Source organism: Pseudomonas sp. SORGH_AS_0199 (assembly GCF_031453735.1).
GTDB classification, from domain to species: Bacteria; Pseudomonadota; Gammaproteobacteria; order Pseudomonadales; family Pseudomonadaceae; genus Chryseomonas; species Chryseomonas aestiva.
In genome coordinates this window covers 2302345-2327541 of the sequence record NZ_JAVJAE010000001.1, presented here as the reverse complement: position 1 = coordinate 2327541, position 25197 = coordinate 2302345, and the positions used below count along the sequence as shown (strand labels likewise).

The window sequence follows — 25197 nt, the reverse complement described above, 5'->3', positions numbered from 1 at the left end:
CCCTCCCTCCTTACTGCATAATGCCCACACTCCGACGTCTATCGGCCACTTTTCTCTTCAACTAGGCCGATACCCTGCCAAGGTGTGTGTCCCGATGCGAAAGACCTTCCGATCTCTGGGCCTGCTGCTGAGCTGCTGCGCCCTGGGCTTTTCCCTGCCCGTCAATGCCGATACCTCCTACCTGCCGCCGCGAATCGAAAAGGCGATGCAGACCAACAAGATTCCCGGCAGCGACCTGTCGCTGGTGATGCTGCCCCTCGATGGCCCGGGCGAGAACGACTACTACAATGCCGACGTCTCGGTGAATCCGGCTTCGACCATGAAGCTGATCACCACCTTTGCCGCCCTGGAACTGCTGGGTCCCACCTATCAGTGGAAGACCGAGTTCTATACCGACGGCACGCTCAAGGACGGCATCCTCAACGGCAATCTCTACCTCAAGGGTGGCGGCGATCCCAAGCTGAACATGGAGCGGCTGTGGCTGCTCATGCGTGATCTGCGCGCCAATGGCGTGCTGGAAGTCACCGGTGACCTGGTGCTGGATCGCGGTCGCTTCGTGAAACCCAATCTGCCGGCCTTCAACGACGATGGCGAAGACGAGAACAAGACCTTCCTGGTCGGTCCGGACTCGCTGCTGGTCAATCTCAAGTCGGTGCGCATGGTGGTCCGCTCGGCCGATGGCCGGGTCAGCGTCTCCATGGATCCGCCGCTGACCAACGTCAACATCGACAACCAGATGCGCGCCACCGGCAAGAGCGGTTGCCCGGCCTGGCCCGAAGTGCGCTTCAATCCGGTGCCTCAGGCCGATGGCAGTACCAGCCTCATCGTCAGCGGCCAGTTGCCGGACGGTTGCAACGCCCAGAGCTATCTGTCGCTGCTCGATCATCCTGCCTATACCGCCGGCGCGGTCCGGGCCATCTGGCAGGAACTGGGTGGCAGCATCAAGGGCCGTACCCGCGAGGGCAGCGTGCCGCGCAATGCCGAGCTGCTCGCCCGGGCCTTCTCGCCCGATGTGGTGGAGATCATTCGCGACATAAACAAGTACAGCAACAACACCATGGCCCAGCAGCTGTTCCTCTCCATCGGGGCGCAATTCCGCACCTCGGCGGATGCCGACGACAGCAAGGCGGCGCTGCGGGTCATCCGCTCGTGGCTGGCGCGCAAGGGCATCAATGCCAGTCACCTGATCATGGAGAACGGCTCCGGCCTGTCCCGGACCGAGCGGGTCAGTGCCCGGGAGATGGCGGAGATCCTGCGCGCCGCCTGGCAGAGTCCCTACGGCCCGGAGTTCATCTCTTCACTGCCGCTGGCCGGCATGGACGGCACCCTGCGCAAGCGCATGAAGAATTCACCGCTGACCGGCCAGGCCCACATGAAGACCGGCACCCTGAACAATGTACGGGCCCTGGCGGGCTTCGTCCGGGACGCCAACGCGCGCAACTGGGTGGTGGTCGCCATTCTCAACAGCAGCCGCCCCTGGGGAGCTTCGTCGATCCTGGACGAGGTGGTGCTGGACCTCTATCAGCGCAGCCGCCAGGACGGCGCGGTCGCCAACTGACGCGCAAAACAAAACCGGCGCCTGCTTGCGCAGACGCCGGTTTTGTTTACCACACTCGGCAAGGCAGGCCGGAAAGCCGACGTTACCGCGCTGCACCGCATTGGGCAAGAACTTTGTCCCACGCACCCTTGTGGGGCATTTTCAGGCCTTTGACGGGCTAGATCATGCCGAGCAAGAGCAGTACCAGCAGGACGACCAGGATGGCGCCCACGATACCGGACGGGCCATAGCCCCAGCTGCGCGAATGCGGGAATACCGGAAGTCCGCCGATGAGCAGGACCAGCAGTACCAGAACCAGGATGGTCGAGAGAGTCATCTGCCATTCTCCATGAAGGCCAGGGGTCGACCGTCGCCGTAACAGCTTGATACGAAGCAACGGGCCTATTCCATGGACCCGCGCCAGCGACGGAAAATCCCGACGTCGTCAGGTAACTCCGGCTGCCCATGCCAAGTCGGTGTTTTCACGCCCAAAAGAAAGCCCGGATCAGAGATCCGGGCTTGGTCTTGTCGCAGATATCTGTCAGTGCGAGACGGCGCCGCTGGCACCCAGACCGGTCTGGGATCTGACGAACTGCGGATAGAAGCGCGCACGCTCTTCTTCGCCAGCCGCCGACTTGTCGGTGATGGAGAAGAACCAGATACCGATGAAGGCCACGGCAATGGAGAACAGCGCCGGGTATTCATAGGGGTAGATCGGCTTGGCATGACCGAGGATGGTCACCCAGATGGTCGGGCCGAGCACCATCAGGGCCACTGCGGTGATCAGGCCGAGCCAGCCACCGATCATGGCGCCACGAGTGGTCAGCCGCTTCCAGTACATCGAAAGCAGCAGGATGGGGAAGTTGCAGCTGGCGGCGATGGAGAACGCCAGGCCCACCATGAAGGCGATGTTCTGCTTCTCGAAGAGGATTCCCAGGGCGATGGCGACGACGCCCAGCGCCACGGTGGTCATCTTGGAGACGCGGATCTCGTCCTTCTCGTTGGCCTTGCCCTGCTTGATCACGCTGGCGTAGAGGTCATGGGAGACCGCCGAAGCACCGGCCAGGGTCAGACCGGCGACCACCGCGAGGATGGTGGCAAAGGCCACCGCCGAGATGAAGCCCAGGAAGATGCTGCCACCCACGGCGTTGGCCAGGTGCACCGCCGCCATGTTGTTGCCACCCAGCAGGGCGCCGGCGGCGTCCTTGAACGCCGGGTTGGTGCTGACCAGCAGGATGGCGCCAAAGCCGATGATGAAGGTCAGGATGTAGAAATAGCCGATGAAGCCGGTAGCGTAGAACACGCTCTTGCGGGCTTCCTTGGCGTCACTGACGGTGAAGAAGCGCATCAGGATGTGCGGCAGGCCGGCGGTGCCGAACATCAGCGCCAGACCCAGGGAGAAGGCCGAGATCGGATCCTTCACCAGACCGCCGGGACTCATGATGGCCTCGCCCTTCGGATGCACGGCGATGGCTTCGGCGAACAGGCGGTTGAAGTCGAAGCCGACGTGCTTCATCACCATGAAGGCCATGAAACTGGCACCGGACAGCAGCAGCACCGCCTTGATGATCTGTACCCAGGTGGTGGCCAGCATGCCGCCGAAGAGCACATAGAGCACCATCAGGATACCCACCAGCACCACGGCGATGCTGTAGTCCAGGCCGAACAGCAGCTGGATCAGCTTGCCGGCACCGACCATCTGGGCGATCAGGTAGAGGGCGACCACCACCAGCGACCCGCAGGCGGACAGGGTACGGATGTCCTTCTGCTTGAGGCGATAGGAGGCCACGTCGGCGAAGGTGTACTTGCCCAGGTTGCGCAGGCGCTCGGCGATCAGGAACAGGATGATCGGCCAGCCCACCAGGAAGCCGATGGAATAGATCAGGCCGTCGTAGCCGGAGGTGAACACCAGGGCGGAGATGCCCAGGAAGGAGGCGGCCGACATGTAGTCACCGGCGATCGCCAGGCCATTCTGGAAACCGGTGATGCGTCCACCGGCGGCGTAGTAGTCGGCGGCAGAGCGATTGCGCTTGGAAGCCCAATAGGTGATGCCCAGGGTGGCGCCGACGAAGGCCACGAACATCAGGATGGCGGAGACGTTCAGGGGTTGGCGCTGGACCGCGCCGCTGATGGCATCGGCGGCCCAGAGCGAAGGCGAGAGGGCCAGCAGCGCGGCGGTCAGGGAAAGACGTCTCATGGCTGCACCTCCCGGAGGATTTCCGCGTTGAGCCGATCGAATTCGCCATTGGCCCGGCGTACATAGATACCGGTCAGGACAAACGCCGAAAGGATCAGACCGACGCCCAGGGGAATGCCCCAGGTCATGGCGGTCTCCGCATGGATACGGGTGCCGAGGACCTTGGGGGCGAAGGCGATCAGGAGGATGAAGGCGGAATAGAGTCCGAGCATGATGGCCGAAAGCGTCCAGGCGAATCGCCCGCGTTTCGCCACCAGTTCCTGGAAACGCGGACTGGCTTCAATCCGCCGGTAGGTGCTGTCATTCATTATTGTTGTTCCTTACAGCATGACGGGAGCGTCGAGCTCTACTCTAGGCCCGCCCGGTAAGGCTTCCAGACGACTTTAGTCGTACCCCTCCACACCTCAGTAATCCCAGAGGCGACGCCAGCCCTGCAACGGGTGGTGACCCTCGCCATCGAGCACTGAAACGCTCGCTGTCATCCCCGCACTGAGGTGGATATCCGCCGGTACGTCGAGCAGTTCGATGCGCACCGGAATGCGCTGCGCCAGGCGTACCCAGTTGAAGGTCGGCTCGACGTTGGCCAGCAACTGGGCATCATTGGCCGCATTGCGATCGGTGATGCCGCTGCTGATGCTCGCCACCCGTCCCTGCAGCGGCGCTGCCTGGTTCATCAGGCGCACCCGTACCGCAGCGCCGGGGTGGATATGGGGGATCTTGGTTTCCTCGAAATAGGCCATGACGTAGAAGGAACGAGTATCCACCAGCGCCATCACCGCCTGGCCGGTCTGCACATAGTTGCCCTCGGCGAATCTGAGGTTGGTGATCCGCCCCTCCCGCGGCGCCAGCACCCGGCTGCGATCCAGGTTGATCTGGGCCAGGTTCACGTCGCTCAGGGCTTCCTGGTACTGGCTGCGGGCGACGGCGACATTGACCTGGGCGGTCTCGCGGTCCTCCGCGCTGATGGCACTGGTACCCAGGCGTTGGCGCCGGGCCGCCTCGCTTTCGCGCAGACGCAGTTGCTGCTGGCGCGTATCGGCCACCGCCTTGGCATGGTCGAGATTGGCCTGATAGCGCTGCTGGTCGATCTGCAGGAGCAGATCGCCGCGCTTTACCAGCTGGTTGTCCACCACTGCCAGGCGCGTCACCCAGCCCGACACGTCGGGCGCCACCACCACCACGTCCGCCCGTACCCGCGCATCGCGGGTCCAGGGGGTGTAGAGGTAGAAATGCCACAGCCAGGTACCGGCCAGGATGGCGAGCAGTACCACGCTCAGGGTTATCGCCACACGCAGGGTCTTGTGCATCGCCTTGGGGATCCTCTTGTCAGGGGGCTCAGGTGGCCAGGACAGCGACGAGGCCGGCCAGCCAGAGCACGAACAGCGCACAGCCGAACAGGGCGCTGTGCCACAGATGGCGGCCGAGGCCGCTGCGCTGCAGCAGCCACAGCGACAGCGCCGTCAGCAGTAGCGCCAGAACGCCATAGACGAACAGCGGCCCCAGATAGACCCCGCCGATGGCCCATTCATGCAGATTCATCCGCGCCCTCCTCCGCTACCGCTTTCAGACAACAGCCACGCCAGGTCTGCTGGAGCTGGCCGATGGCGCCGCGCGCCAGGCGATGCGGCTCATCGTCGGGGGCCTGGCCCAGCGCCACGCGCAGGCGCTGGGCCGCCGTGTCCAGCGCGTCCGGCTGCAGGTCATCGAAGCCGACCGCCAGTTGCTCGGCGAAGCGCCCGAGAAAGGCATCCCGCGCCCGTGCCACTTCGCCCCGGGCACCTGCCAGGCAGGCGCGCAGGTGCAGCAGTTCATTGCCCAGATCGAGCGCCAGCAGGCCCCGCTCCCAGCGGCCGCGTTCGCTGGCCGACAACTGCTCGATATGCCGCGCCAGCAGCAACAGGCGATCCGCCATCCGGCCGCCGAACCAGGTCTCGGCATTGGCCAGGGGGACCGTGGTCAGCCGCTGCAGGTCGTGGGTGGTGGCCTCGAGGATCCGGCGACTGGTGCGCCGCGGCGTGCGCAGACTGATCAGGCGGAACATGAGCACGGCCGAACCGACGCCGATCAGCAGACTCTGCAGCTGGTTGAGCAAGGCACCCATCTCCACCTGGCCGTGGTTGTTGGGCGAGACCAGCACCAGCAGATGGATGGCGAAGGCCGTCGCTGTTCCCACCACGCTGGGAGGCCCGGCCATCCCCAGGGCGGCAAAGAACAGCGGCACCCCCAGCACCAGGCACAGCAGCGGATAGCCGCTGATCTGCGGCAGCAGCACCTGGCTGATCAGGATGGCGACCGGCGCCGCATAGAGAATGCCCCGCAGGAAACCGAGGCCGATGGCGGCAGCGTTGTCGCGATTGGCGAACAGGCTGCAGATGACGCCGGCCATCAGCATGGCACCTGGCGCGGACGGCCAGGCACTGGCCAGCCAGAACACCCCAACGGCCAGCAACGCACAGGCGCTGCGCAGCCCATAGAGCAGCGCCGTCTGGACATCGCGATGGCGGGCCAGCGCCGAAGGCGCCACGGCGCTGAGCCGGGCCGTATGGACGCTGTCCAGAGCGCGGCCGGCGAGCAGGATCTTGTCCAGCAGGATGGCGAAACGGGCCAGCAGGTAGCGCTGGTCGTTGTCGAGTTGCGGCGAGGTGCCGGCAGCCTCTCGCAGACGCTGCAGGAGGGCTTCCAGGGCCGGAGCCTGGGTGTCGGCCAGGGTCGTGAGCAGTTCGTCGCGCCAGGGCTGCAGGACGGCCCTCCGCGGCTCGTCCAGGCCACGCCACTGGCGCATGGCGCCGCGAGCGGTCCGCAACAGGCTGAGCAGGTCCCGCGACAGCAGCCCCAACGCCCTGGCGCGCTGCCGGCCGCGCTGGCCTTCGAACCAGGCGTGATCGCGCTGGGCATCCACCGCCACCACCTGGCCGAGCATGGCCAGCAGTCCCTGGGTGGCATCCTGGGCGTCGGCCAGCTCCGCCCGGGCGGCAGCCACGCCCTGTTCCCAGGTGCGGCGTGCCTGGACAGCCAGATTCTGCTCCACCCGTTGCGGCCAGAACAGCGCACTCACCGCCGAGGCCACGACGATACCCAGGCAGATCTCGGTACAGCGGGCCACCGCCTGATCGAACACCGTCAGCGGATGGGCGATGGCGGGCAGGCCGATGATGGCGACCGTATAGCCGGCCAGCACGAAGCCATAGGCGACGTGATTGCGCAGCAGGGTCGAGGCCGCCGTGCACAGCGCCATCCAGCCGGCCAGCGCGAGCAGGAACAGCCAGGGCGTCTGGGCGAAGAAGCCCATCAGCACCACCGCCATGCAGGTGCCGACGAGGGTGCCGAGCAGGCGGAACAATCCCTTGGCCAGCACCATGCCGGACAGCGGCTGGGAGACGATCATCACCGTCATGCAGGCCCAGACCGGTTGTTCGAGACTGAAGCGAAAGGCCAGCCAGAGCGCCAGTCCGGCGGCGAACAGGGTCTTGCCGGCAAAGAGGAGCGCCGTCGGCGTGGGAGCGAGAAAGACCGTCCAGGGTAGACGCACGTCGGCTCTTGGATTGCGAGGGATCCAGCATAGGCCGCGCGGCCCAGGCGAAGTTCCAGCGGTTATGCCGGACGAAAAAAAGGCGACCCGGGGTCGCCTGAAGTGCCTTGCGTGCTCGAGCGACGACGCTCCGTCGTCACCACTCCCTGCAGACTAGCCGAGTTGCAGCCGCCGCTCTTGATCGAGATCAAGGTTTGCCGGGTTTTGTCCGGTCATGCCAAGCAGGCGGTCGATCAGGGCGCAATCGGATTCGCGCCGCACCTGGGCGAACAGGGCCGCAGCCTCGGGATAGCTGCGCGTCAGCATGCCAAGCCACTGCTTGAGGCGTCCCGGGGCATAGCGCGGTGCCAGCTTGCGTTGCGCCATGCTCCAGAAGCGCTGCACCCGCGGCAGGATCTCGGCCCAGCTCTGCGGGACGGCCTCTTCTCCGCGTACGGCAGCGGCGATCTGTAGCGCCAGGTCCGGTCGCGAGACCAGACCGCGCCCCAGCATCACCGAGGCCTGGCCGCTGACGCTGCGACAGCGCCAGTAGTCGTCCAGGGTCCAGATCTCGCCATTGGCCAGCACCGGCACGGACACCCGGTCAGCCACCCGCGCCACCCACTCCCAATGCGCCGGCGGACGATAACCCTCGACCTTGGTCCGCGCATGGACCACCAGTTGCGCCGCGCCCCCCTCCGCCAGCGCCTCGGCGCAGGCCAGGGCGCCGTTCGGGCTGTCATAGCCCAGGCGCATCTTGGCGGTGACCGGAATGTGCGCCGGAACGGCCTGGCGCACGCTCTCGACAATGCGGTTGAGCAGCTCCGGCTCCTTGAGCAGCACCGCTCCGCCGCGGGACTTGTTGACGGTCTTGGCCGGGCAGCCGAAGTTGAGATCGATCACTGGCGCGCCCAGGGTGCAGGCAAAGGCCGCGTTGTCCGCCAGGCAGGCCGGATCCGAGCCCAGCAGTTGCACCCGCATGGGCGTACCGGATGGCGTGCGCGCGCCCTCCTCCAGCTCCGGTGCCAGCTTGGCGAAGGCCGCCGCCGGCAGCAGCCGATCACAGACGCGGATGAATTCGCTCACGCACCAGTCGAGTCCACCCACCTCGGTCAGCAGTTCGCGCAGGATGTCGTCGACGAGACCCTCCATGGGCGCCAGGGCGATCTCCATGCTCAGAGGTCCTCGCCAGGGAGCGCCTGGCCATAGCCAACCAGGAATTCGGGTGGCATGCGCCTGGGTTTGCCGGAGGACAGCTCGATGCAGACGAAGGTCGTCCGGGCGCGCAGCAGGGTCACGCCATCGGCGGGGCGCTGCAGCTGGAATTGCCGGGTCATGCGCAGGCGTCGATCCCAGTCCACCAGCCAGGTGCCCAGCACCAGCTCATCATCCTGGTAGCCACTGCTGAGGTAGTCGATCTCGTGGCGCACCACGGCCATGGCGCGATCCAGGCGCTGGAAGGTGGCCAGATCCAGACCCAGGGCCGCCGAGTGCTGCCAGGCGCACTGTTCTAGCCAGCTGACGTAGACGGCGTTGTTGGCATGGCCCAGGCCGTCGATGTGCTCGGCGCCGATGCGCAGCGGCAGGAGATGGGGAGTCGGTCTGTCCCACTGCATGAAGAGACCCTCTCGCGGGCAAGGTCGAAAGACGGGAAGCCGGACCGATACGAAACCGGTCAGGTCACCGGTCGCGGATACTGGCACGAATCCACGGGCAATAAAAAAGGGCCTGCATCGCTGCAGGCCCTTCTTCATGTTTGGCGCACTCGGGAGGATTCGAACCTCCGACCGCTCGGTTCGTAGCCGAGTACTCTATCCAGCTGAGCTACGAGTGCGTTTCGGTGAGTTTAACCAGGACACCGCTGGTACTGCTGAAGCCAGAGGCTTCGTCGATTTGGCGCACTCGGGAGGATTCGAACCTCCGACCGCTCGGTTCGTAGCCGAGTACTCTATCCAGCTGAGCTACGAGTGCGTTGAAGCTGCGTATTCTAGCTTCCGTTTCTGACGTGTCAAGCAAATTTGCTTGTTTATCAGGTACTTACCAATCGGTCAGTACAGCGGAGCCAGTTTGAAGCAAATGGCGGTGAGGGAGGGATTCGAACCCTCGACACCCTTTTGAGGTGTACTCCCTTAGCAGGGGAGCGCCTTCGGCCACTCGGCCACCTCACCGCAACGGGGCGAAACTATATCGAAGGTTTGCCCGTTTGCAAAGAGAAAAATTCAAAAAAAATCAGTGGTTTGGTTCTTGGTCCTTTTCCTTCTGGATGCGCTGATAGATTTCCTCGCGATGAACCGCGACTTCCTTGGGTGCATTGACGCCGATGCGGACCTGGTTGCCCTTGACTCCCAGTACCGTCACGGTGACTTCATCACCCACCATCAGGGTCTCACCAACCCGACGAGTCAAAATAAGCATTCCATTCTCCTTAAGCTTTTAACTCAGTCTGCACGTATGAACCGAAACGATCCCTGAATGGACCTTCTAGTCGCTATTGACCTCTGTCCATGCAAGTAAAGTTCCGTAGAACCCGCGTCAGATGAGGTCCCTGTGGCAGAGACCTCATCTGACCGGTCACTCGGCGCCGCGTGCGGGGGCGTCGAGCTCGAAAGCGGTATGCAGGGCACGGACGGCCAGTTCGAGGTATTTCTCCTCGATGACCACCGATACCTTGATCTCGGAGGTGGAGATCATCTGGATGTTGATGCTCTCCTTGGCGAGGGCTTCGAACATCTGGCTGGCCACACCGGCATGGGATCTCATGCCCACGCCAACGATGGAGACCTTGGCGATCTTGGTGTCGCCGACGGACTCCCGGGCACCGATCTCGACGCCGGTGCGCTTGAGGATCTCCAGGGCCGCCTGGTAGTCGTTGCGGTGCACGGTGAAGGTGAAGTCGGTGGTGTTATCGTGCGCGACGTTCTGCACGATCATGTCGACTTCGATGTTGGCCGCACTGATCGGGCCGAGGATCTTGAAGGCCACGCCGGGGGTATCCGGCACACCGCGAATGGTCAGCTTGGCTTCGTCACGGTTGAAGGCGATGCCGGAGATGATCGGCTGTTCCATGGATTCCTCTTCATCAAGGGTAATGAGGGTGCCCGGACCCTCCTGAAAGCTGTGCAGCACGCGCAGCGGCACGTTGTATTTACCGGCGAATTCCACCGAGCGGATCTGCAGCACCTTGGAGCCGAGGCTGGCCATTTCCAGCATTTCCTCGAAGGTGATCTTGTCCAGGCGCTGGGCCTGGGGCACCACGCGCGGATCGGTGGTGTAGACGCCGTCGACGTCGGTGTAGATCTGGCACTCATCGGCCTTCAGCGCGGCCGCCAGGGCCACGCCGGTGGTGTCGGAGCCACCACGGCCCAGGGTGGTGATGTTGCCCTGCTCGTCGACACCCTGGAAGCCGGCCACGACCACGACCTTGCGCGCCTTGAGGTCGGCGCGGATGCGGGCGTCGTCGATCTGCTGGATGCGTGCCTTGGTGTGCGCGCTGTCGGTAAGGATGCGCACCTGGCTGCCCGTGTAGGAAACCGCCTGGACGCCGCGCTTGAGCAGCGCCATGGTCAGCAAGCCGATGGTGACCTGCTCGCCGGTGGAAACCATGACATCCAGCTCGCGCGGATCGGGTTGCTCCATGATTTGCTTGGCGAGGCCGATCAGGCGATTGGTCTCGCCGCTCATGGCCGACACCACCACCACGATCTGGTCGCCTGCCTCATGGAAGCGTTTCACCTTGTCGGCGACCTGCTCGATACGCTCCACCGTACCCACCGAGGTACCGCCGAATTTCTGTACGATCAATGCCATTGCTTGCTGCCCGTCCGCAGAAAAATCTGATTCAAGTTGTTGAGGGAGGAAGCGGGCCGCCCTCCCCGGCGACCCGAGCCCGTTCATAATCTGCTGCGCGTCGGCCAAACGGCGTTGGGATTGCTTTCGGAATGCTCATTTACCATTCGTAAACTCGAACGCGAGTCCGATCCGCTTCCTCAAGCACTTCCGCCTTGTTTGGCTCTAGCTCGCGAGATTATGGCTCCTATAGGCTTTCCTCGGCGTACTGGCCGGCACAGGCCAGGGCCGCTTCGAGCTGGCTGGCATCGGTGCCGCCGCCCTGGGCCATGTCCGGACGACCGCCGCCCTTGCCACCGACCACGGCCGCGGCGCGCTTCATCAGCTCGCCGGCCTTGAGCCTGGCGGTCAGGTCGGCGGTGACGCCGGCCACCAGCACCACCTTGCCGTCGGCTTCGCCACCCAGCAGGATCATGCCGCTGCCGAGCTTGTTCTTGAGCTGGTCGACCAGCGCCAGCAGCGCCTTGCCGTCGAGACCGTCGAGGCGCGCGGTGAGCACCTTGGCGCCCTTGACGTCCTGCGCCTGGTCCACCAGGTCACCGGCCGAGGCACTGGCGGCCTTGGCCTTGAGCTGCTCGATTTCCTTTTCCAGCTGACGATTGCGCTCGACCAGCGCGGCCAGCTTGTCCAGCACGTTGTCGCGACTGCCCTTGAGCAGGCTGGCGGCTTCGCGCAGCTGCTCCTCGGCGCCATTGAGGTAGGCCAGGGCCGCGGTGCCGGTGATGGCCTCCACGCGGCGCACGCCGGAGGCCACGCCGCCTTCGCTGACCAGCTTGAGCAGGCCGATGTCGCCGGTCTGGGCCACGTGGGTGCCGCCGCACAGCTCGACGGAGAACTCACCGCCCATGCCGACCACGCGCACCACGTCGCCGTACTTCTCGCCGAACAGCGCCATGGCGCCGCGGGCCTTGGCTTCGTCGATAGCCATGACCTCGGTGGTCACCGCGCTGTTCTTGCGGATCTCTTCGTTGACGATGGTCTCGATGCGCTTGAGCTCCTCGGGCTTGATGGCCTCGAAGTGGCTGAAGTCGAATCTCAGGCGCTGGTCGTTGACCAGGGAGCCCTTCTGATGGACATGATCGCCCAGCACCTGGCGCAGCGCGGCGTGCAGCAGGTGGGTACCGGAGTGGTTCAGGGCGATGCCCTGGCGACGGCTGGCGTCGACCTGGGCCATGAGCGCGGTGCCGACGTTGAGGCTGCCCCTGGTCACCACGCCATGGTGCAGGAAGGCGCCCTGGGTCTTGGTGGTGTCGCGCACGGCAAAGCCGACGCCGGCGCTTTCCAGGGTACCGGTATCACCGACCTGGCCACCGGATTCACCGTAGAACGGCGTCTGGTCGAGGATGACCACGCCCTCCTCGCCTTCGGCCAGGCTGTCCACCGGCTGACCGGCACGGTACAGGGCGACGATGGTGCCCGAGGCGCTGGTGGTGTCGTAGCCGAGGAAGCGGGTTTCGCCCTCGACCTTGACCAGGCTGTTGTAATCCACACCAAAGGCACTGGCGGAACGGGCGCGCTCGCGCTGGGCTTCCATCTCGCGCTCGAAACCGGCCTCGTCGAGGTTGAGGTTGCGCTCGCGGGCGATGTCGTTGGTCAGGTCGACCGGGAAGCCGTAGGTGTCATAGAGCTTGAACACCACGTCACCGGGGATGGTGTCGCCCTGCAGTTGCGCCAGATCCTGCTCGAGGATCTTCAGACCCTGCTCCAGGGTCTTGGCGAACTGCTCTTCCTCGGTGCGCAGCACGCGCTCGATGTGCGCCTGCTGCTGGATCAACTCGGGATAGGCCTGGCCCATTTCGGCCACCAGGGCGGCGACGATTTTGTGGAAGAAGGTGCCCTTGGCGCCCAGCTTGTTGCCATGACGGCAGGCGCGACGAATGATGCGCCGCAGCACGTAGCCGCGGCCTTCATTGGACGGCAGCACGCCGTCGGCGATCAGGAAGCTGCAGGAGCGGATGTGGTCTGCCACCACCTTGAGCGACGGGGCGTCGTCATTGGCGCAGCCGATGGCCTCGGCCGAAGCCGCCAGGAGTTGCTGGAACAGGTCGATCTCGTAGTTCGAATGCACGTGCTGCAGCACCGCGCTGACCCGCTCCAGGCCCATGCCGGTGTCGACGCTGGGCGCCGGCAGCGGATGCAGGACGCCATCGGCGGTGCGGTTGAACTGCATGAAGACGTTGTTCCAGATCTCGATGTAGCGATCGCCGTCTTCTTCCGGGGAGCCGGGCGGGCCGCCCCAGATCTCGGCACCGTGGTCGAAGAAGATTTCGGTGCAGGGGCCGCAGGGACCGGTGTCGCCCATGGTCCAGAAGTTGTCCGAGGCATAGGGGGCGCCCTTGTTGTCGCCGATGCGCACCATCTGCGCCTCGGGCACCCCGACTTCCTTGGTCCAGATGTCGTAGGCCTCGTCATCGGTGGCATAGACGGTGACCCAGAGCTTTTCCCGGGGCAGACCCAGCCACTGGGGCGAGGTGAGGAATTCCCAGGCGAAGGTGATGGCGTCGCGCTTGAAATAGTCGCCGAAGCTGAAGTTGCCCAGCATCTCGAAGAAGGTGTGGTGACGCGCCGTGTAGCCGACGTTCTCCAGGTCGTTGTGCTTGCCGCCCGCGCGCACGCACTTCTGGCTGGTGGCGGCGCGGGTGTAGCTGCGCTTTTCCATGCCGAGGAAGCAGTCCTTGAACTGATTCATCCCGGCGTTGGTGAACAGCAGGGTCGGATCGTTCGCGGGGATCAGCGAACTGGAGGCGACCCGGGTGTGCCCCTTCTCTTCGAAGAAGCGGAGGAAGGCTTCGCGGATTTCGGCGCTTTTCATATTCATTCCAGACAATGGGCTTTTCGACGCGCGTGACGGGCATCCGACTGGATCGCAGACGAGACGAACGGAGCGGGCGCCGCAGACGCGGCACGTGCGGAAAACGGACACGCATGTCTGGGAGTATATCGACGCCCGCGCCCCGGTGTCGCCCCGGTTGCGCAGGAAAAACGTCGTCGGAAGACTTAGCGGCGGCGGTAGGCGGAGAAAGCGGCGATAACCGTCTCGATATCGGCGGCGCTGACGTCCAGATGGGTGACCAGCCGCAGGCGTGCTGCCGGACTGATGCGGATGCCACGCTCGGCCAGGAAGGCATGCAGCGCGGGCGCCTCGTCGCCCAGGGCGAGATAGACCATGTTGGTCTGCACCGGCTCCACCTGATAGCCGAGCTCGGCCAGGGCGGTGCCGAGTTGCGCCGCGTGGGCGTGGTCCTCGGCCAGCCGCTCGACCTGGTGATCGAGGACATGCAGGCCGGCGGCCGCGAGGATGCCAGCCTGGCGCATGCCACCGCCCACCACCTTGCGCCAGCGCCGCGCCTTGGCGATGAGCGCGGCCTCGCCGCAGAGCACCGAACCCACCGGGGCGCCGAGGCCCTTGGACAGGCAGACCGACACCGAGTCGAAATGCTGGCTGATCTCGCGCACCGGTACGCCGAGCTTGACCGCGGCGTTGTACAGCCGCGCGCCATCCAGGTGCAGGGCCAGGCCGTGCTCCCGGGTGAAGGCCCGCGCCGCCGCCAGATAGGCCAGTGGCAGGACCTTGCCGTGCATGGTGTTTTCCAGCGCCAGCAGCCGGGTGCGGGCGAAATGGAAGTCATCGGCCTTGATGTAGCTGCGCACCAGGTCGAGGTCGAGACTGCCGTCGGCGGCCATCTCGATGGGCTGCGGCTGGATGGAACCGAGCACGGCGGCGCCGCCGCCCTCGTACTTGTAGGTATGGGCCTGCTGGCCGACCAGGTATTCGTCGCCCCGCTCGCAGTGCGCCAGCAGGCCGAGCAGGTTGCTCATGGTACCGCTGGGCACGAAGAGTCCTGCTTCCAGACCGAGATCGCCTGCCAGACGTTGCTCCAGGCGAGTGACCGTGGGGTCTTCGCCGTAGACGTCATCGCCGAGTTCGGCGGCCAGCATGGCCTGGCGCATGGCCGGCGTGGGCTGGGTGACGGTGTCGCTGCGCAGATCGATCAAGCGTTAGCTCCTTATGCGGGGACCACGATGAGTCCGGCCCGCAGGCCGACGGCGACCTTGGGATTGGGGAAGATGATGCGCGCCTCGGCTTCGTCGACGATCCAGCGCTCGCTGCCGTCTTCGGCCAGCAGCGAGCCCTGGCGCAGCGGCGAGAAGTTGGCAACGTCGTCGGCCAGGTGCAACTGGAAGCGCGGACTGGACTTGTACACCTGGCGCGCCACACGGAATCTCAGCAGCGAGGAATCCGCTGGCGGCAGCTCGGCTTCGCGGCCCTCGACCAGGGCTTCCAGCAGCAGGCGCAGGCGACTCAGGTCGAGTTCGCTGTTCTCGCCGAAGGGCCGTGCCTGGCCCAGTTCCAGGGTCAGGGCCTCGGCCTGGCATTCGGCGTAGGTGTAGGCGCTGAAGGTGATGCCCGGCTTGTCGTAGAGCAGCACGGCCTCGATGCCGGCGGCTTCGAGGCGCTGCAGCTCGGCTTCCGAATGCTCGCGCCCGGCGCTCCAGGGATAGAGGGCGAAGCGCGGCAGCGCCGAGGCGCGCAGCGCGGTGTGCAGGTCGTAATGCAGGCGCGCCCGATCGGGCTTGCTGAAGAACTGCGCGGACAGGCGTTCCAGGTCGTTGGCGCGTTGCGCCTCGGAGCCCTCGGCCTGGGCATGGCGGCCATTGAAGAGGCGATTCAGATCCTGCTCGACATAACGGGTGCCTCGACGCATGGCGTCGGGATTGCCGTACATGAACAGCAGACGGCAGGCGGGACGCAGGGCGCCGCTGGCGATGCCGCTGAGCAACGCGTCGAGCAGCTCCATGGGCGCCGTCTCGTTGCCATGGATACCCGCGGAGAGCAGCAGGTCCATGCGGTTGTCGCGCGCCACCGGCGGGGTGACTTCCAGCACGCCTTCGGTCAACCAGTGGAGACGGGTGCCGTCGGCAGTCAGTTGAATCTTCTCGGTCGGCTCGCGGCCGGCCAGGGTCAGGTCCAGCAGGCGGCCAAGCGCCAACCGATAACGTTCAGATGCAGGCATGCTCTACTCCGCTGAGCGACGTGTCGGGGCTAGTGTGGCGCTTCAGAAGTTGTCTACACAATTTTGGCGGCGCTTTTTGTCCCCAAGCGACGTTGCCCCTCCTCGCCATAGCCCTGCTATGACTCGTCGCGGCGCCTTGCCCGGAGACAAAAATCACTCGCCAATTCTTGCGCGAACTTCCGGAACACCACACTAGATACTCAATGATCGTGGCCGCAACCGCAATCGGCGTCATGCACGTGATTCTCATCGCCTTCGTCGGCGAAGGTCTCCAGGGCGATGGACAGGCCCAGGGCATTGAGCGCCTGGGGACGCAGCACCAGGACCGGGGTCTGCTCCTCATCATCCTGGGAGTCGGCGAAGATGTTGAGACCGCCGCTGCCATCGGCTTCCAGCCAGAGGTCGCGACCGGCCAGGCGGATGGCCAGGCGCTGGACCTGCAGCGTCTGCTGCTCGTCGGCGGTGGGTTCGAGGATGAGATCGAGAAGGTGGCTCATGGGGGCTCCGGAGGTCAGGGCAATTGAAAGGGATAGACCGAGCCGAGACCCAGCAACTGGGTCAACTCGTCGAGGGCGGTGCGGACTTCGCCCAGCAACTGGGGATCGGCGAGATCCGCAGGTGTCAGGCGGTCGCGGTAGTGGCGATCCACCCAGTCGAGCAGTTGGGCATGCAGCGCCGGGGTGAAGCGCACCCCCGGATTCACCGCGACCAGCTCGTCCGCGGTGAGCGCCACGCGCAGGCGCAGGCAGGCGGGGCCACCGCCGTTCTGCATGCTCTGCTTGAGATCGAAGACCTTGACCTCATCCAGCGGGCCTGCGCCGCCGACCTGGGCCTGCAGATAGTCCCAGACCAGCGGATTCTGTCGGCACTCGTCGGGCACCACCAGCAATGCGCCCTGCCCTGGTCGATCCAGCAGCTGGCTGTTGAACAGATAGGAGCGCACGGCGTCACCGACGCTGATCTCGCTGCGCCGCACGCAGAGGCGTTGCAAGGTGGCACCGCGTCGGGCGAGCTTGGTTTGCAATTCGTCGAGCACGCGATCGCTGTCGAGGAAGGCATCCTCATGGTGGAACAGCACCTGGGCGTTGCCCACCGAGATGACGTCGTTGTGGAAGACGCCCTGGTCCACCACCGCCGGATTCTGCTGGGCGAACACCACGCCCTCCTCGCTCAGGCCATGCAGACGGGCGATGGCCTGGGAGGCTTCCAGGGTCTGCCGCGCCGGATAGCGATGGGGCTCGGGATAGCGCGGATCGAAGGCGCTGCGACCGAAGACGAAGAATTCCACGCCCGGGGCGCCGTGGTCGCGACTGAAGCGGGTGTGGTTGGCCGCGCCCTCGTCACCGAACTGGGCCACCGAGGGCAGCGGCGCATGGTGCTGGAAACGCGCGGGATCGCGAAACATCGCCTGGAGGATGCGCGCCGTGGTGCTGGGTTCGAGGCTGCGGTGAAACTTGCAGGCCAGGTTGGCTGGGGTGAAATGCACGCGGCCGTCGCGGGTGTCGGCGCTGGGGCTGACGGTGGCGGCGTTGGCTGTCCACATGGCCGAGGCGGAACTGGCGGAGAGCAGCAGCGGCAAGGCTTCGCGCGCCGCACTCTCCAGCACCTGGGCATCGCTGCCGGCGAACCCGAGGCGGCGCAGCGAGGCGATGTCGGGTCTTTCATGAGGGGCGAGCACACCCTGCTCGAAACCCAGCTCCATCAGCGCCTGCATCTTGGCCAGGCCCTGGCGCGCGGCCTCGCGCGGATTCGAGCACTGCTGCTTGCTGGCCTGGGACGCCACGTTGCCGTAGGACAGGCCGGCATAGTTGTGGGTCGGACCGACCAGGCCGTCGAAATTGACCTCCCGCGCGGCTGGGGCGAGTTGACTCATAGCTGTAGTCCTGGAGGCAGTTGGCTAGGCAGGGTCAGGGCGTCGCTTTCCAGCGAGGCGACCGGGAAGGCGCAGTAGTCCGCGGCGTAATAGGCGCTGGGTCGATGGTTGCCCGAGGCACCGACGCCGCCGAAGGGTGCGGCACTGGCCGCCCCGGTCAGGGGCCGGTTCCAGTTGACGATGCCGGCACGCACCCCCTGCCAGAAGCGTTCGTAGAGGGCCGGATCGTCGGCCAGCAGGCCGGCCGCCAGGCCAAAGCGAGTGGCGTTGGCAAGCGCCAGCGCCTCGTCGAAGTCGCCATAGCGCTGGACCTGCAACAGCGGCCCGAAGACCTCTTCATCGGGCAGGTCGGCGATCCCCGACACCTCGATGATCCCCGGCGTGAGCAGCGCTCGCTGGGGCGCCGGCTGCCGCAACTCCAGCAGTGCCCGGCCACCCTGCGCCAGGCGCTGGGCCTGAGTCTGCAGCAGGGCCTGGGCAGCGGCGAGGGAGATGACGGTGCCCATGAAGGGCGCCGGATCGGCGTCGAAGGGACCGGTGCTGAGCCCGGCACTGACACTCACCAGGCGCGCCAGCAGGGCATCGCCCCAGGCCCCCTGGGGGACGAGCAGGCGGCGGGCACAGGTGCAGCGCTGCCCGGCGGAGAGGAACGCCGACTGGACGATGGTCACCACAGCGGCATCCAGATCGGCCACCGGCGCCACCACCAGGGGATTGTTGCCGCCCATCTCCAGCGCCAGCAGTCGCTGCGGACGGTCCGCGTTGAGACGATGCAGTGCCGCACCGGTGGCGCTGGAGCCGGTGAAGAGGATGCCGTCCAGGCCCCGATGCGCGGCCAGGGCCTCGCCGGTGGTCCGACCGCCCTGCACGAGATTGAGCACCCCGGCCGGCAGCCCGGCGGCGATCCAGCATTCCAGGGTTAGGGCGGCGAAACGCGGCGTCAGCTCGCTGGGCTTGAACACCACCGTGTTGCCAGCCAGCAGCGCCGGGACGATATGGCCATTGGGCAGATGGCCGGGGAAATTGTAGGGACCGAAGACCGCCAGGACGCCATGCGGTCGATGGCGCGTGACGCTGCGGGCGTCCGCCACGCTAGCCGAACGCTCGCCGCTACGGGCCGCTTCGGCCTGGGCCGAGATGGCCACCTTGGCGATCATGCTGCCGAGCTCGGTATCGGCTTCCCACAGCGGTTTGCCGGTTTCCTCGGCCAAGGCCCGGGTCAGCGCGGCGCGGCGTTGCTGCAGCGCTTGGGCGAAGGCCTGCAGGATCTCCAGGCGCGCGGCCTGGCCACGTCTTTCCCAGGCGGGAAAGGCCTGGCGCGCCGCGGCGATCGCCTGGTCGACGTCCGCTGCGTCCGCGGCCGCGCCCTGCCACAGCGCGGTACCGGCGTAGGGGTCGAGCGAAGTGAAGGTCTCGCCGCGCCCGGGGCGCCACTGACCAGCGATATAGAGGCTATCCATGAGCGCTCCTCAGGGCATCAGGCGCACGGCGCGCACCTGGGCGCCGGCCATCAGCCGCAGTTCGCGGGCGGTGGCCAGATCGACCACCAGGGTGCCGGACGCCAGGCGCGCGCGGGCACTGGTAATGCGGCAGTCCTGGCATTTGCGGTTGTGGATCAGATAGACCTCGGCATCGTCGCCCGGTGTGCCCACCGCCAGTACCAGGCGCTGGCTGTCGCGGATCGCGCGCACCTTGGCGGTCTCGGCCTCGACGGTCGGACCTGCGTCGAAGATGTCGACGTAGCCCTGGTAGTTGAAGCCCTCGGCCTCCAGCAGCCGGCGCGCCGCCTCGGTGTCCGGATGTACCCGGCCGATCACCTGACGCGCTTCCGGCGACAGGAAGCAGGTGTACAGCGGAAAGCGTGGCATCAGCTCGGCGATGAAGCCGCGATTGCCGATGCCGGTGAGGTAGTCCGCCTGGGAGAATTCCATCTTGAAGAAGTGCCGGCCCAGGGCTTCCCAGAAGGGTGACCGGCCCTGGTCATCGGACATGCCGCGCAATTCGGCGATGATGCGCTCGGCGAACAACTCGCGGAATTCGGCGATGAACAGGAAGCGGGACTTGGACAGCAGGCGCCCGGACGCGCCACCGCGCCGATCGGCGCGCAGGAACAGCGAGCAGAGTTCGGAGCTGCCGGTCATGTCGTTGGCCAGGAACAGCGTGGGGATCTGCCGGTGGATGTCCAGTTCGCGCGAGGCGCTCACCGTCAGGCCGACCCGGTAGTTGTACCAGGGCTCGCGCAGGCCCAGGGCGGCGGCGATCCCGGCGATGCCGATGACTTCGTCGTCCTCTTCCAGGACGAACAGGTAGTCCGCATCGGCGGATTCGACCTGACGCAGAAAGCTGCGCTCGGCATTTTCCACCCGCTGCGCCAGGCGTTCTTCACTGGCCGGCAGGGTGGTGAGACCGGCGCCGGCTGCCTGCGCCAGCTGCAGCAGCGCGGGCACATCGGCACGGGTGACGGGACGGACGATCATCGGACCTCCAAAGACGCTAGGGTCGGCTACAGCGCTACCAGACGAACCCGGTCGCCTTCGGCGATCTCCAGGGTGGCGATCTGCTCGGGGGAAAGGACGACGGCTTCGCCAGGCGTCCAGCGCAGCGGCGTGGCCAGCGCCCGGAAATTTTCCAGGCCGTCATTGGCGACCAGGAACCAGGGTGCCTCATCGCCGGCCGGGGTACCTTCGCTCACCGGCGCCAGGCGGCTCTCGGCGATGGAGCGGATGGCCGTGGTGCGGGCGTGCAGGGTCGGACCGCCATCGAAGATGTCGATGTAGTTGTCGGTCTCGAAGCCTTCACGGCTGAGGATGTCGAAGGTGATCTGGGCACGGGGATGCACCTGGCCCATGGCTTCCTGGGCGCTGTCGGGCAGCAGGGGCACATAGAGCGGATAGGTCGGCATCAGTTCGGCCAGAAAGGTACGACTCTTCTGCCCGGACAGGCGCTCGGCGGCGGCGTAGTCCATGTCGAAGAAATTGCGCCCTACCCCGTTCCAGAACGGCGATTCGCCGTCGTCGTCCGCCAGCCCGACGATTTCCACCACCACCGTCTCGGCGAAGCGCGCCGGGTGGGCGGCCATGAACAGCAGGCGGGCGCGGGAGTTAAGTTCGGCGTGAGGGGTGTCGAGCAGCGGACGCTGGATGTAGAAGCTGCTCAGCACGCTGTTGCCGGTCAGGTCGTGACAGAGCGACAGCACATGGACCTTGTTGTGGATCTTCAGCTCGCGCGAGGCGTGGATGAAAGTCTCGTTGCGAAAGCTGTAGAAGGGCTCGGAGAATCCGGCCGAGGCAACGATGGCCGAACAGCCCAGCAACTCGCCGCTGCGGGTGTCTTCGAGCACGAAGAAATAGCTCTCCTCGCCATGAAAGCCCACCTCGGCCGCCAGCGACGACTCCGAGGTGCGGATCTTGTCGCGCAACCGCTCGGGGTTGTCGGGCAGCGAGGTGACGCCAACCGGGCTATCCGCGGCGAGCCGCTGGACCAGGGGCAGATCCGCCGCGCGCGCAGGGCGCATTACCAGCATGAGAACTCCTTGTGTACGGATCCATCCCTGGATGCCAGCGGTACGCGTCCCGCGTCCGGAGATTAGCCTTGGGTGAGTCGCGCCAGGGCGCGATCCAGGCGGGCCAGGCCTTCGTCGATATCGGTCTCGGCGATGATCAGGCTTGGCGCCATGCGCAGCACGTCCGGGCCGGCCTGCAGGATCATCAGGCCTTCCTCGTTGGCGGCGGTGACGATGTCCTTGGCGCGCCCCTTCCAGCTGTCGTTGAGCACCGCGCCGATCAGCAGGCCCAGACCGCGGATCTGCTGGAACAGGTGGTAGCGGGCGTTGAGCTGCTCCAGACCGGCGACAAAGCGCTGATGGCGCGCGGCGACACCGTCCAGGGTTTCCGGGGTGGCGACGATGTCCAGCAGCGCGGCGCCCACGGCGCAGCCCAGCGGGTTGCCGCCATAGGTGCTGCCGTGCACGCCGGCGCTGAAGTGCTGGGCGACCTTCTCGGTGGTCAGCATGGCTGCCAGCGGGAAACCGCCGCCGATGCTCTTGGCGGTGGTGAGGATGTCCGGCACCACGCCATAGTGCTGGTAGGCGTAGAGATGACCGCTGCGACCGACCCCGCTCTGCACCTCGTCGAAGATCAGCAGGGCGCCATGGGCGTCGCACAGGCGACGGGCGCCTTCCAGGTAGGCCTGGTCGGCCGGCAGCACGCCGCCCTCGCCCTGGATGGGTTCGAGGATGACCGCGCAGGTCTTGTCCGACACCACGGCTTCGAGGGCGGCCAGGTCGTTGTAGGGCACGTGGCGGATGCCTTCGATCTTGGGACCGAAGCCATCGGAATACTTCGGCTGCCCGCCGACGCTGACGGTGAACAGGGTCCGGCCGTGGAAGCTGTTGGTGGCAGCGACGATCTCGTAGCGACTGCCGCCGCTGACGTCGTGACCATAGCGACGGGCCAGCTTGCAGGCCGCCTCGTTGGCTTCGGCGCCGGAGTTGGCGAAGAACACCCGGTCGGCGAAGGTATGGTCCACCAGCTTGCGCGCCAGGCGCAGGGCAGGCTCGTTGGTGTAGATGTTGGACACGTGCCAGAGCTTGCCGGCCTGCTCGGTCAGGGCCTTGATCAGCGCGGGATGGCCATGGCCCAGGGCACTGACGGCGATGCCGCCGGCGAAGTCGACGTATTCGCGATCGGCCTGATCCCAGACGCGGGAACCCTCTCCTCGCACCGGAATGAACGCGGCGGGGGCGTAGGTCGGGACCATCACCTCATCGAAGGCGGCGCGTTGCACGTTGGGTTGAGAAGCGGACATCGGGATTTCTCCTGCCGATCACGGCGGTGACTGAGGGGGATTGTAGGACGACCTCCAGGCGCGGCATTGCGCCCAGGCGACAACTATTTACGGGCGAAAACGCAAACGGGCGTCCGACTCGCAGTCTAGCGATTCGGACACCCGCTCTGGAAGGGCGAGGACGTACCTTCGGATACGTCCGAAAGATCAGTTGGGCGCGACGCGGCTGGTGCCGTTGACGGTCATGATGCGCACCCGCTCGCCGACGCGGAACATCTCGCCCTTGTTGACCGCCTGCACATAGGCACGGGAGCCGCCGTCGTCTTCCTTCACGGTGATCTCGACACCGCTGGCCTTGGTGAAGCCTTCTTCGGTGGCCGCACCCAGCAGACCGCCGGCTACAGCACCGATGATGGCGGTGACGAAGCTGCCACGCCCGCCGCCAATGGCGCTACCGCCAATGCCACCGACCACGGCACCAGCACCGGCGCCGACGGGCGACTTGGTGCCCTCAATGGTGACCGGACGCAGGGCGGTGATGGTACCGGTACGGACCGTCTGCACCTGCCGGGCCTCATCGCGCGAATAGACGTCGCCGGACTGATCGGAGGCGCAGCCGGCCAGCAGGGCGACGGCGGTCAGGGAAGCGGCGAGCTGAAGGACTCTGTTCATGGGGCAACTCCAGGGGCAGTTGAAAGACACTGGCCGTACCGGGCAGCGGTACGCGCGCAGATCGCTATTATCCTTGACCCAGGGCGTCCGGGGAGGTTTCCGGCGACTGTAACCTCGGCACCTTGCGAACGCCTTAAGGAGCCAGGCGCTGGCGCTGCCAGCCACCCTCTACGCGCTGGTAATCCAGCCGATCGTGGAGGCGGCTGGAGCGCCCCTGCCAGAATTCGATGCGCTGGGGCTTGAGGCGATAGCCACCCCAGAACGGCGGCCGGCTGGGATCACCGTCGGCGAAGCGCTGCTGCACCTCGGCCAGACGCTGCTCCAGCTCGTGACGATCGGCGATGGCCTGGCTCTGCGGCGAGGCCCAGGCACCCAGGCGACTGCCCAGTGGACGGACCCGGTAGTAGGCATCGGATTCTTCGGCGGACACCTGTTCCACCCGGCCCTCGATCCGCACCTGGCGCTCCAGTGCCGGCCAGAAGAAGGTCATGGCCGCCCGCGGTTGCGCGGCCATCTGCTGCCCCTTGGCGCTGTCGTAATTGGTATAGAAGACGAAGCCCTGGGCATCGACGCCCTTGAGCAACAGCACGCGGCAGTGGGGCTGGCCTTCGTCATCGACGGTGGCCAGCCAGCAGGCATTGGCTTCGACCGGAGGCTGCTCGGTACGCACCGCCTCTTCGAACCACTGCCCGAACAGGGCATAGGGATCGGCGGGCGCCTGGGCTTCGGTCAGGCCGTCGCGGGTGTAGTCGCGACGCATATCGGCGAGGGACGGTGACATGGAAGTCTCCTGCTAGGTCGGTATCGACCTAGCTTAACCAAGTCCCGCCCGGCTCGCCTGCTTCAGGACAAGCTTTGTAGCTAGCGCGCCGCCAGCGACTGCAGGCTGGCCAGCACGGTGGCGCGCGGCTGGATCAGTACCTCGACGCGGCGGTTGACGGCACGACCGGCGGCGGTGGTGTTGTCGGCACGCGGATGGGCGGCGGCCAGACCGCGCACGATCAGGCGATTGCCGCTGTAGCCGCTGAGACGGAAGATCGCCGCCACGGCCTGGGCGCGTTGCAGGCTGATCTTGTCGTTGAGCGCGGCGGCGCCGGTGCTGTCGCTGAAACCGAGCACGATGACGGCGCTGTCTTCATCCACGCTCACCGACTTGGCCGAGCGGGACAGCGGGCCGAGCATCACCGGCAGCAGCATCTCGGCGCGATCCGGGTTGAAGGAGCTGTCCACCGGCGTGATCAGTACCAGGGCGTCGTCGCGACGCTCGACCTTGACGTTGCTGCCGGCCACGGCGACGCGCAGCTTCTGCTCGTGTTCATCCAGCCAGGCCTTGCTGACCTTGACCGGTACCGGCTTGAGCACTTCCGCCTTGGCCAGGGGCTTCACGTCTTCGCTGCCGAAGGGCCACCACCAGCGACTGCCCTTCTCGCCTGCCGCAGCGGCCTGTTCGGGCTTGGCGGCGGGCGCCTTCGCCGTGACCTTGGCTTCGGCCTTGGGCTCGGCCGCCTTGGCTACCGGCTTGGCCGACTCGGCCGCCTGGTCGCCACCACCGAACGGCCACCACCAGTGGCTGCCGCTGGCGGCGGTGCTGGCCTGGGCATTGCCCGGCTTGGCGGGCGCGGCCGCCTGGTCGCCAGTGCTCTGGAAGGAGCTGCAGGCGGATACGCCCATGCAGAGAATGAGGGTGGTGGATTTGATCAGCTTCATGCAAAGTTTCCCATCGGCGAGCCGGAGGACAGAGTGAATCAATGCCCCGGCCAGAGC

The 25197-nt window shown here is 66.1% G+C and carries 23 protein-coding genes and 3 tRNA genes; 1 reads left to right on the top strand and 25 read right to left on the bottom strand.

What is annotated here, in order from left to right:
• The first annotated feature begins 94 nt into the window (after positions 1-94).
• Complete coding sequence (gene dacB / locus QE444_RS10890; RefSeq protein WP_133859540.1) at positions 95-1558, top strand: D-alanyl-D-alanine carboxypeptidase/D-alanyl-D-alanine-endopeptidase; 1464 nt, start codon at positions 95-97, stop codon at positions 1556-1558.
• A gap of 157 nt (positions 1559-1715) precedes the next feature.
• On the opposite strand, the gene QE444_RS10885 is transcribed toward dacB, so the two are convergent.
• The 25 genes from QE444_RS10885 to QE444_RS10765 form a co-directional block, all read right to left on the bottom strand.
• Positions 1716-1874 (bottom strand): DUF3309 family protein, encoded by a 159-nt coding sequence (locus QE444_RS10885; protein ID WP_007159093.1) that lies wholly within the window; start codon positions 1872-1874, stop codon positions 1716-1718.
• A 204-nt stretch (positions 1875-2078) separates the two neighbouring features.
• On the bottom strand, positions 2079-3734 hold the full coding sequence (locus tag QE444_RS10880) for a cation acetate symporter (RefSeq protein WP_133859541.1): 1656 nt from the start codon (positions 3732-3734) through the stop codon (positions 2079-2081).
• Entirely contained in the window at positions 3731-4042 is a 312-nt protein-coding gene (locus QE444_RS10875; protein ID WP_133859542.1) for a DUF485 domain-containing protein, read from the bottom strand. The genes QE444_RS10880 and QE444_RS10875 overlap by 4 nt, the downstream gene beginning before the upstream one ends.
• Before the next feature lie 96 nt (positions 4043-4138).
• On the bottom strand, positions 4139-5041 hold the full coding sequence (locus tag QE444_RS10870; protein WP_187978885.1) for an HlyD family secretion protein: 903 nt from the start codon (positions 5039-5041) through the stop codon (positions 4139-4141).
• Positions 5042-5069: 28 nt separating this feature from the next.
• Positions 5070-5273, bottom strand: coding sequence for a DUF1656 domain-containing protein (locus QE444_RS10865; RefSeq protein WP_042135685.1), 204 nt, complete (start codon positions 5271-5273; stop codon positions 5070-5072).
• A complete protein-coding gene (locus tag QE444_RS10860) occupies positions 5260-7263 on the bottom strand; it encodes an FUSC family protein (protein WP_309738456.1) in 2004 nt (667 codons plus the stop codon). Before QE444_RS10860 ends, QE444_RS10865 begins: the two co-directional genes overlap by 14 nt.
• Before the next feature lie 153 nt (positions 7264-7416).
• Positions 7417-8415 carry a tRNA-dihydrouridine synthase gene (locus tag QE444_RS10855; RefSeq protein WP_187978883.1) on the bottom strand — a complete coding sequence of 333 codons (999 nt, stop codon included), beginning with the start codon at positions 8413-8415 and terminating at the stop codon, positions 7417-7419.
• A gap of 2 nt (positions 8416-8417) precedes the next feature.
• A complete protein-coding gene (locus tag QE444_RS10850) occupies positions 8418-8858 on the bottom strand; it encodes a thioesterase family protein (protein WP_158893939.1) in 441 nt (146 codons plus the stop codon).
• Between the two features lie 141 nt (positions 8859-8999).
• A tRNA-Arg gene (locus QE444_RS10845) sits at positions 9000-9076 on the bottom strand.
• A gap of 60 nt (positions 9077-9136) precedes the next feature.
• Positions 9137-9213: transfer RNA gene (locus QE444_RS10840), tRNA-Arg, on the bottom strand.
• Between the two features lie 106 nt (positions 9214-9319).
• Positions 9320-9410, bottom strand: a tRNA-Ser gene (locus QE444_RS10835).
• A gap of 61 nt (positions 9411-9471) precedes the next feature.
• The gene (gene csrA / locus QE444_RS10830; protein ID WP_007159101.1) at positions 9472-9657 is read right to left on the bottom strand and encodes a carbon storage regulator CsrA; all 186 of its coding nucleotides are present in this window, start codon (positions 9655-9657) and stop codon (positions 9472-9474) included.
• A 156-nt stretch (positions 9658-9813) separates the two neighbouring features.
• Positions 9814-11049: an aspartate kinase gene (locus tag QE444_RS10825; RefSeq protein ID WP_133859548.1), complete on the bottom strand. Its 1236-nt coding sequence runs from the start codon at positions 11047-11049 to the stop codon at positions 9814-9816.
• Positions 11050-11275: 226 nt separating this feature from the next.
• A complete protein-coding gene (gene alaS, locus QE444_RS10820; RefSeq protein WP_309738442.1) occupies positions 11276-13900 on the bottom strand; it encodes an alanine--tRNA ligase in 2625 nt (874 codons plus the stop codon).
• Between the two features lie 185 nt (positions 13901-14085).
• Entirely contained in the window at positions 14086-15084 is a 999-nt protein-coding gene (gene ltaE, locus QE444_RS10815) for a low-specificity L-threonine aldolase (protein WP_309738440.1), read from the bottom strand.
• Positions 15085-15095: 11 nt separating this feature from the next.
• Positions 15096-16103, bottom strand: coding sequence for a succinylglutamate desuccinylase (astE, locus tag QE444_RS10810; protein WP_309738438.1), 1008 nt, complete (start codon positions 16101-16103; stop codon positions 15096-15098).
• 200 nt (positions 16104-16303) lie between these two features.
• Complete coding sequence (locus tag QE444_RS10805; RefSeq protein WP_133859552.1) at positions 16304-16600, bottom strand: GTPase; 297 nt, start codon at positions 16598-16600, stop codon at positions 16304-16306.
• Positions 16601-16614: 14 nt separating this feature from the next.
• On the bottom strand, positions 16615-17976 hold the full coding sequence (gene astB / locus QE444_RS10800) for an N-succinylarginine dihydrolase (protein WP_309738435.1): 1362 nt from the start codon (positions 17974-17976) through the stop codon (positions 16615-16617).
• Positions 17973-19436, bottom strand: a complete 1464-nt coding sequence (astD, locus tag QE444_RS10795) for a succinylglutamate-semialdehyde dehydrogenase (RefSeq protein ID WP_309738434.1) — start codon at positions 19434-19436, stop codon at positions 17973-17975. The genes astB and astD overlap by 4 nt, the downstream gene beginning before the upstream one ends.
• 9 nt (positions 19437-19445) lie before the next feature.
• Positions 19446-20453 carry an arginine N-succinyltransferase gene (gene astA, locus QE444_RS10790; RefSeq protein ID WP_273861159.1) on the bottom strand — a complete coding sequence of 336 codons (1008 nt, stop codon included), beginning with the start codon at positions 20451-20453 and terminating at the stop codon, positions 19446-19448.
• A 26-nt stretch (positions 20454-20479) separates the two neighbouring features.
• Positions 20480-21499, bottom strand: coding sequence for an arginine/ornithine succinyltransferase subunit alpha (gene aruF / locus QE444_RS10785; RefSeq protein ID WP_309738432.1), 1020 nt, complete (start codon positions 21497-21499; stop codon positions 20480-20482).
• A 62-nt stretch (positions 21500-21561) separates the two neighbouring features.
• On the bottom strand, positions 21562-22782 hold the full coding sequence (locus QE444_RS10780) for an aspartate aminotransferase family protein (protein WP_309738430.1): 1221 nt from the start codon (positions 22780-22782) through the stop codon (positions 21562-21564).
• 186 nt (positions 22783-22968) lie between these two features.
• Positions 22969-23433, bottom strand: a complete 465-nt coding sequence (locus tag QE444_RS10775) for a hypothetical protein (protein WP_133859558.1) — start codon at positions 23431-23433, stop codon at positions 22969-22971.
• 133 nt (positions 23434-23566) lie between these two features.
• A complete protein-coding gene (gene pdxH, locus QE444_RS10770; protein WP_133859559.1) occupies positions 23567-24214 on the bottom strand; it encodes a pyridoxamine 5'-phosphate oxidase in 648 nt (215 codons plus the stop codon).
• Positions 24215-24294: 80 nt separating this feature from the next.
• Positions 24295-25140: an OmpA family protein gene (locus QE444_RS10765; protein WP_263259066.1), complete on the bottom strand. Its 846-nt coding sequence runs from the start codon at positions 25138-25140 to the stop codon at positions 24295-24297.
• Positions 25141-25197: the final 57 nt, after the last annotated feature.

Excerpts from the sequence above, each read along its gene's own strand:
- dacB (WP_133859540.1), top strand. The coding sequence starts at position 95 with ATGCGAAAGACCTTCCGATCTCTGGGCCTGCTGCTGAGCTGCTGCGCC.
- QE444_RS10885 (WP_007159093.1), bottom strand. The coding sequence starts at position 1,874 with ATGACTCTCTCGACCATCCTGGTTCTGGTACTGCTGGTCCTGCTCATC.
- QE444_RS10880 (WP_133859541.1), bottom strand. The coding sequence starts at position 3,734 with ATGAGACGTCTTTCCCTGACCGCCGCGCTGCTGGCCCTCTCGCCTTCG.
- QE444_RS10875 (WP_133859542.1), bottom strand. The coding sequence starts at position 4,042 with ATGAATGACAGCACCTACCGGCGGATTGAAGCCAGTCCGCGTTTCCAG.
- QE444_RS10870 (WP_187978885.1), bottom strand. The coding sequence starts at position 5,041 with ATGCACAAGACCCTGCGTGTGGCGATAACCCTGAGCGTGGTACTGCTC.
- QE444_RS10865 (WP_042135685.1), bottom strand. The coding sequence starts at position 5,273 with ATGAATCTGCATGAATGGGCCATCGGCGGGGTCTATCTGGGGCCGCTG.
- QE444_RS10855 (WP_187978883.1), bottom strand. The coding sequence starts at position 8,415 with ATGGAGATCGCCCTGGCGCCCATGGAGGGTCTCGTCGACGACATCCTG.
- QE444_RS10850 (WP_158893939.1), bottom strand. The coding sequence starts at position 8,858 with ATGCAGTGGGACAGACCGACTCCCCATCTCCTGCCGCTGCGCATCGGC.
- csrA (WP_007159101.1), bottom strand. The coding sequence starts at position 9,657 with ATGCTTATTTTGACTCGTCGGGTTGGTGAGACCCTGATGGTGGGTGAT.
- QE444_RS10825 (WP_133859548.1), bottom strand. The coding sequence starts at position 11,049 with ATGGCATTGATCGTACAGAAATTCGGCGGTACCTCGGTGGGTACGGTG.
- alaS (WP_309738442.1), bottom strand. The coding sequence starts at position 13,900 with ATGAAAAGCGCCGAAATCCGCGAAGCCTTCCTCCGCTTCTTCGAAGAG.
- astE (WP_309738438.1), bottom strand. The coding sequence starts at position 16,103 with ATGCCTGCATCTGAACGTTATCGGTTGGCGCTTGGCCGCCTGCTGGAC.
- QE444_RS10805 (WP_133859552.1), bottom strand. The coding sequence starts at position 16,600 with ATGAGCCACCTTCTCGATCTCATCCTCGAACCCACCGCCGACGAGCAG.
- astB (WP_309738435.1), bottom strand. The coding sequence starts at position 17,976 with ATGAGTCAACTCGCCCCAGCCGCGCGGGAGGTCAATTTCGACGGCCTG.
- astD (WP_309738434.1), bottom strand. The coding sequence starts at position 19,436 with ATGGATAGCCTCTATATCGCTGGTCAGTGGCGCCCCGGGCGCGGCGAG.
- astA (WP_273861159.1), bottom strand. The coding sequence starts at position 20,453 with ATGATCGTCCGTCCCGTCACCCGTGCCGATGTGCCCGCGCTGCTGCAG.
- aruF (WP_309738432.1), bottom strand. The coding sequence starts at position 21,499 with ATGCTGGTAATGCGCCCTGCGCGCGCGGCGGATCTGCCCCTGGTCCAG.
- QE444_RS10780 (WP_309738430.1), bottom strand. The coding sequence starts at position 22,782 with ATGTCCGCTTCTCAACCCAACGTGCAACGCGCCGCCTTCGATGAGGTG.
- QE444_RS10775 (WP_133859558.1), bottom strand. The coding sequence starts at position 23,433 with ATGAACAGAGTCCTTCAGCTCGCCGCTTCCCTGACCGCCGTCGCCCTG.
- pdxH (WP_133859559.1), bottom strand. The coding sequence starts at position 24,214 with ATGTCACCGTCCCTCGCCGATATGCGTCGCGACTACACCCGCGACGGC.
- QE444_RS10765 (WP_263259066.1), bottom strand. The coding sequence starts at position 25,140 with ATGAAGCTGATCAAATCCACCACCCTCATTCTCTGCATGGGCGTATCC.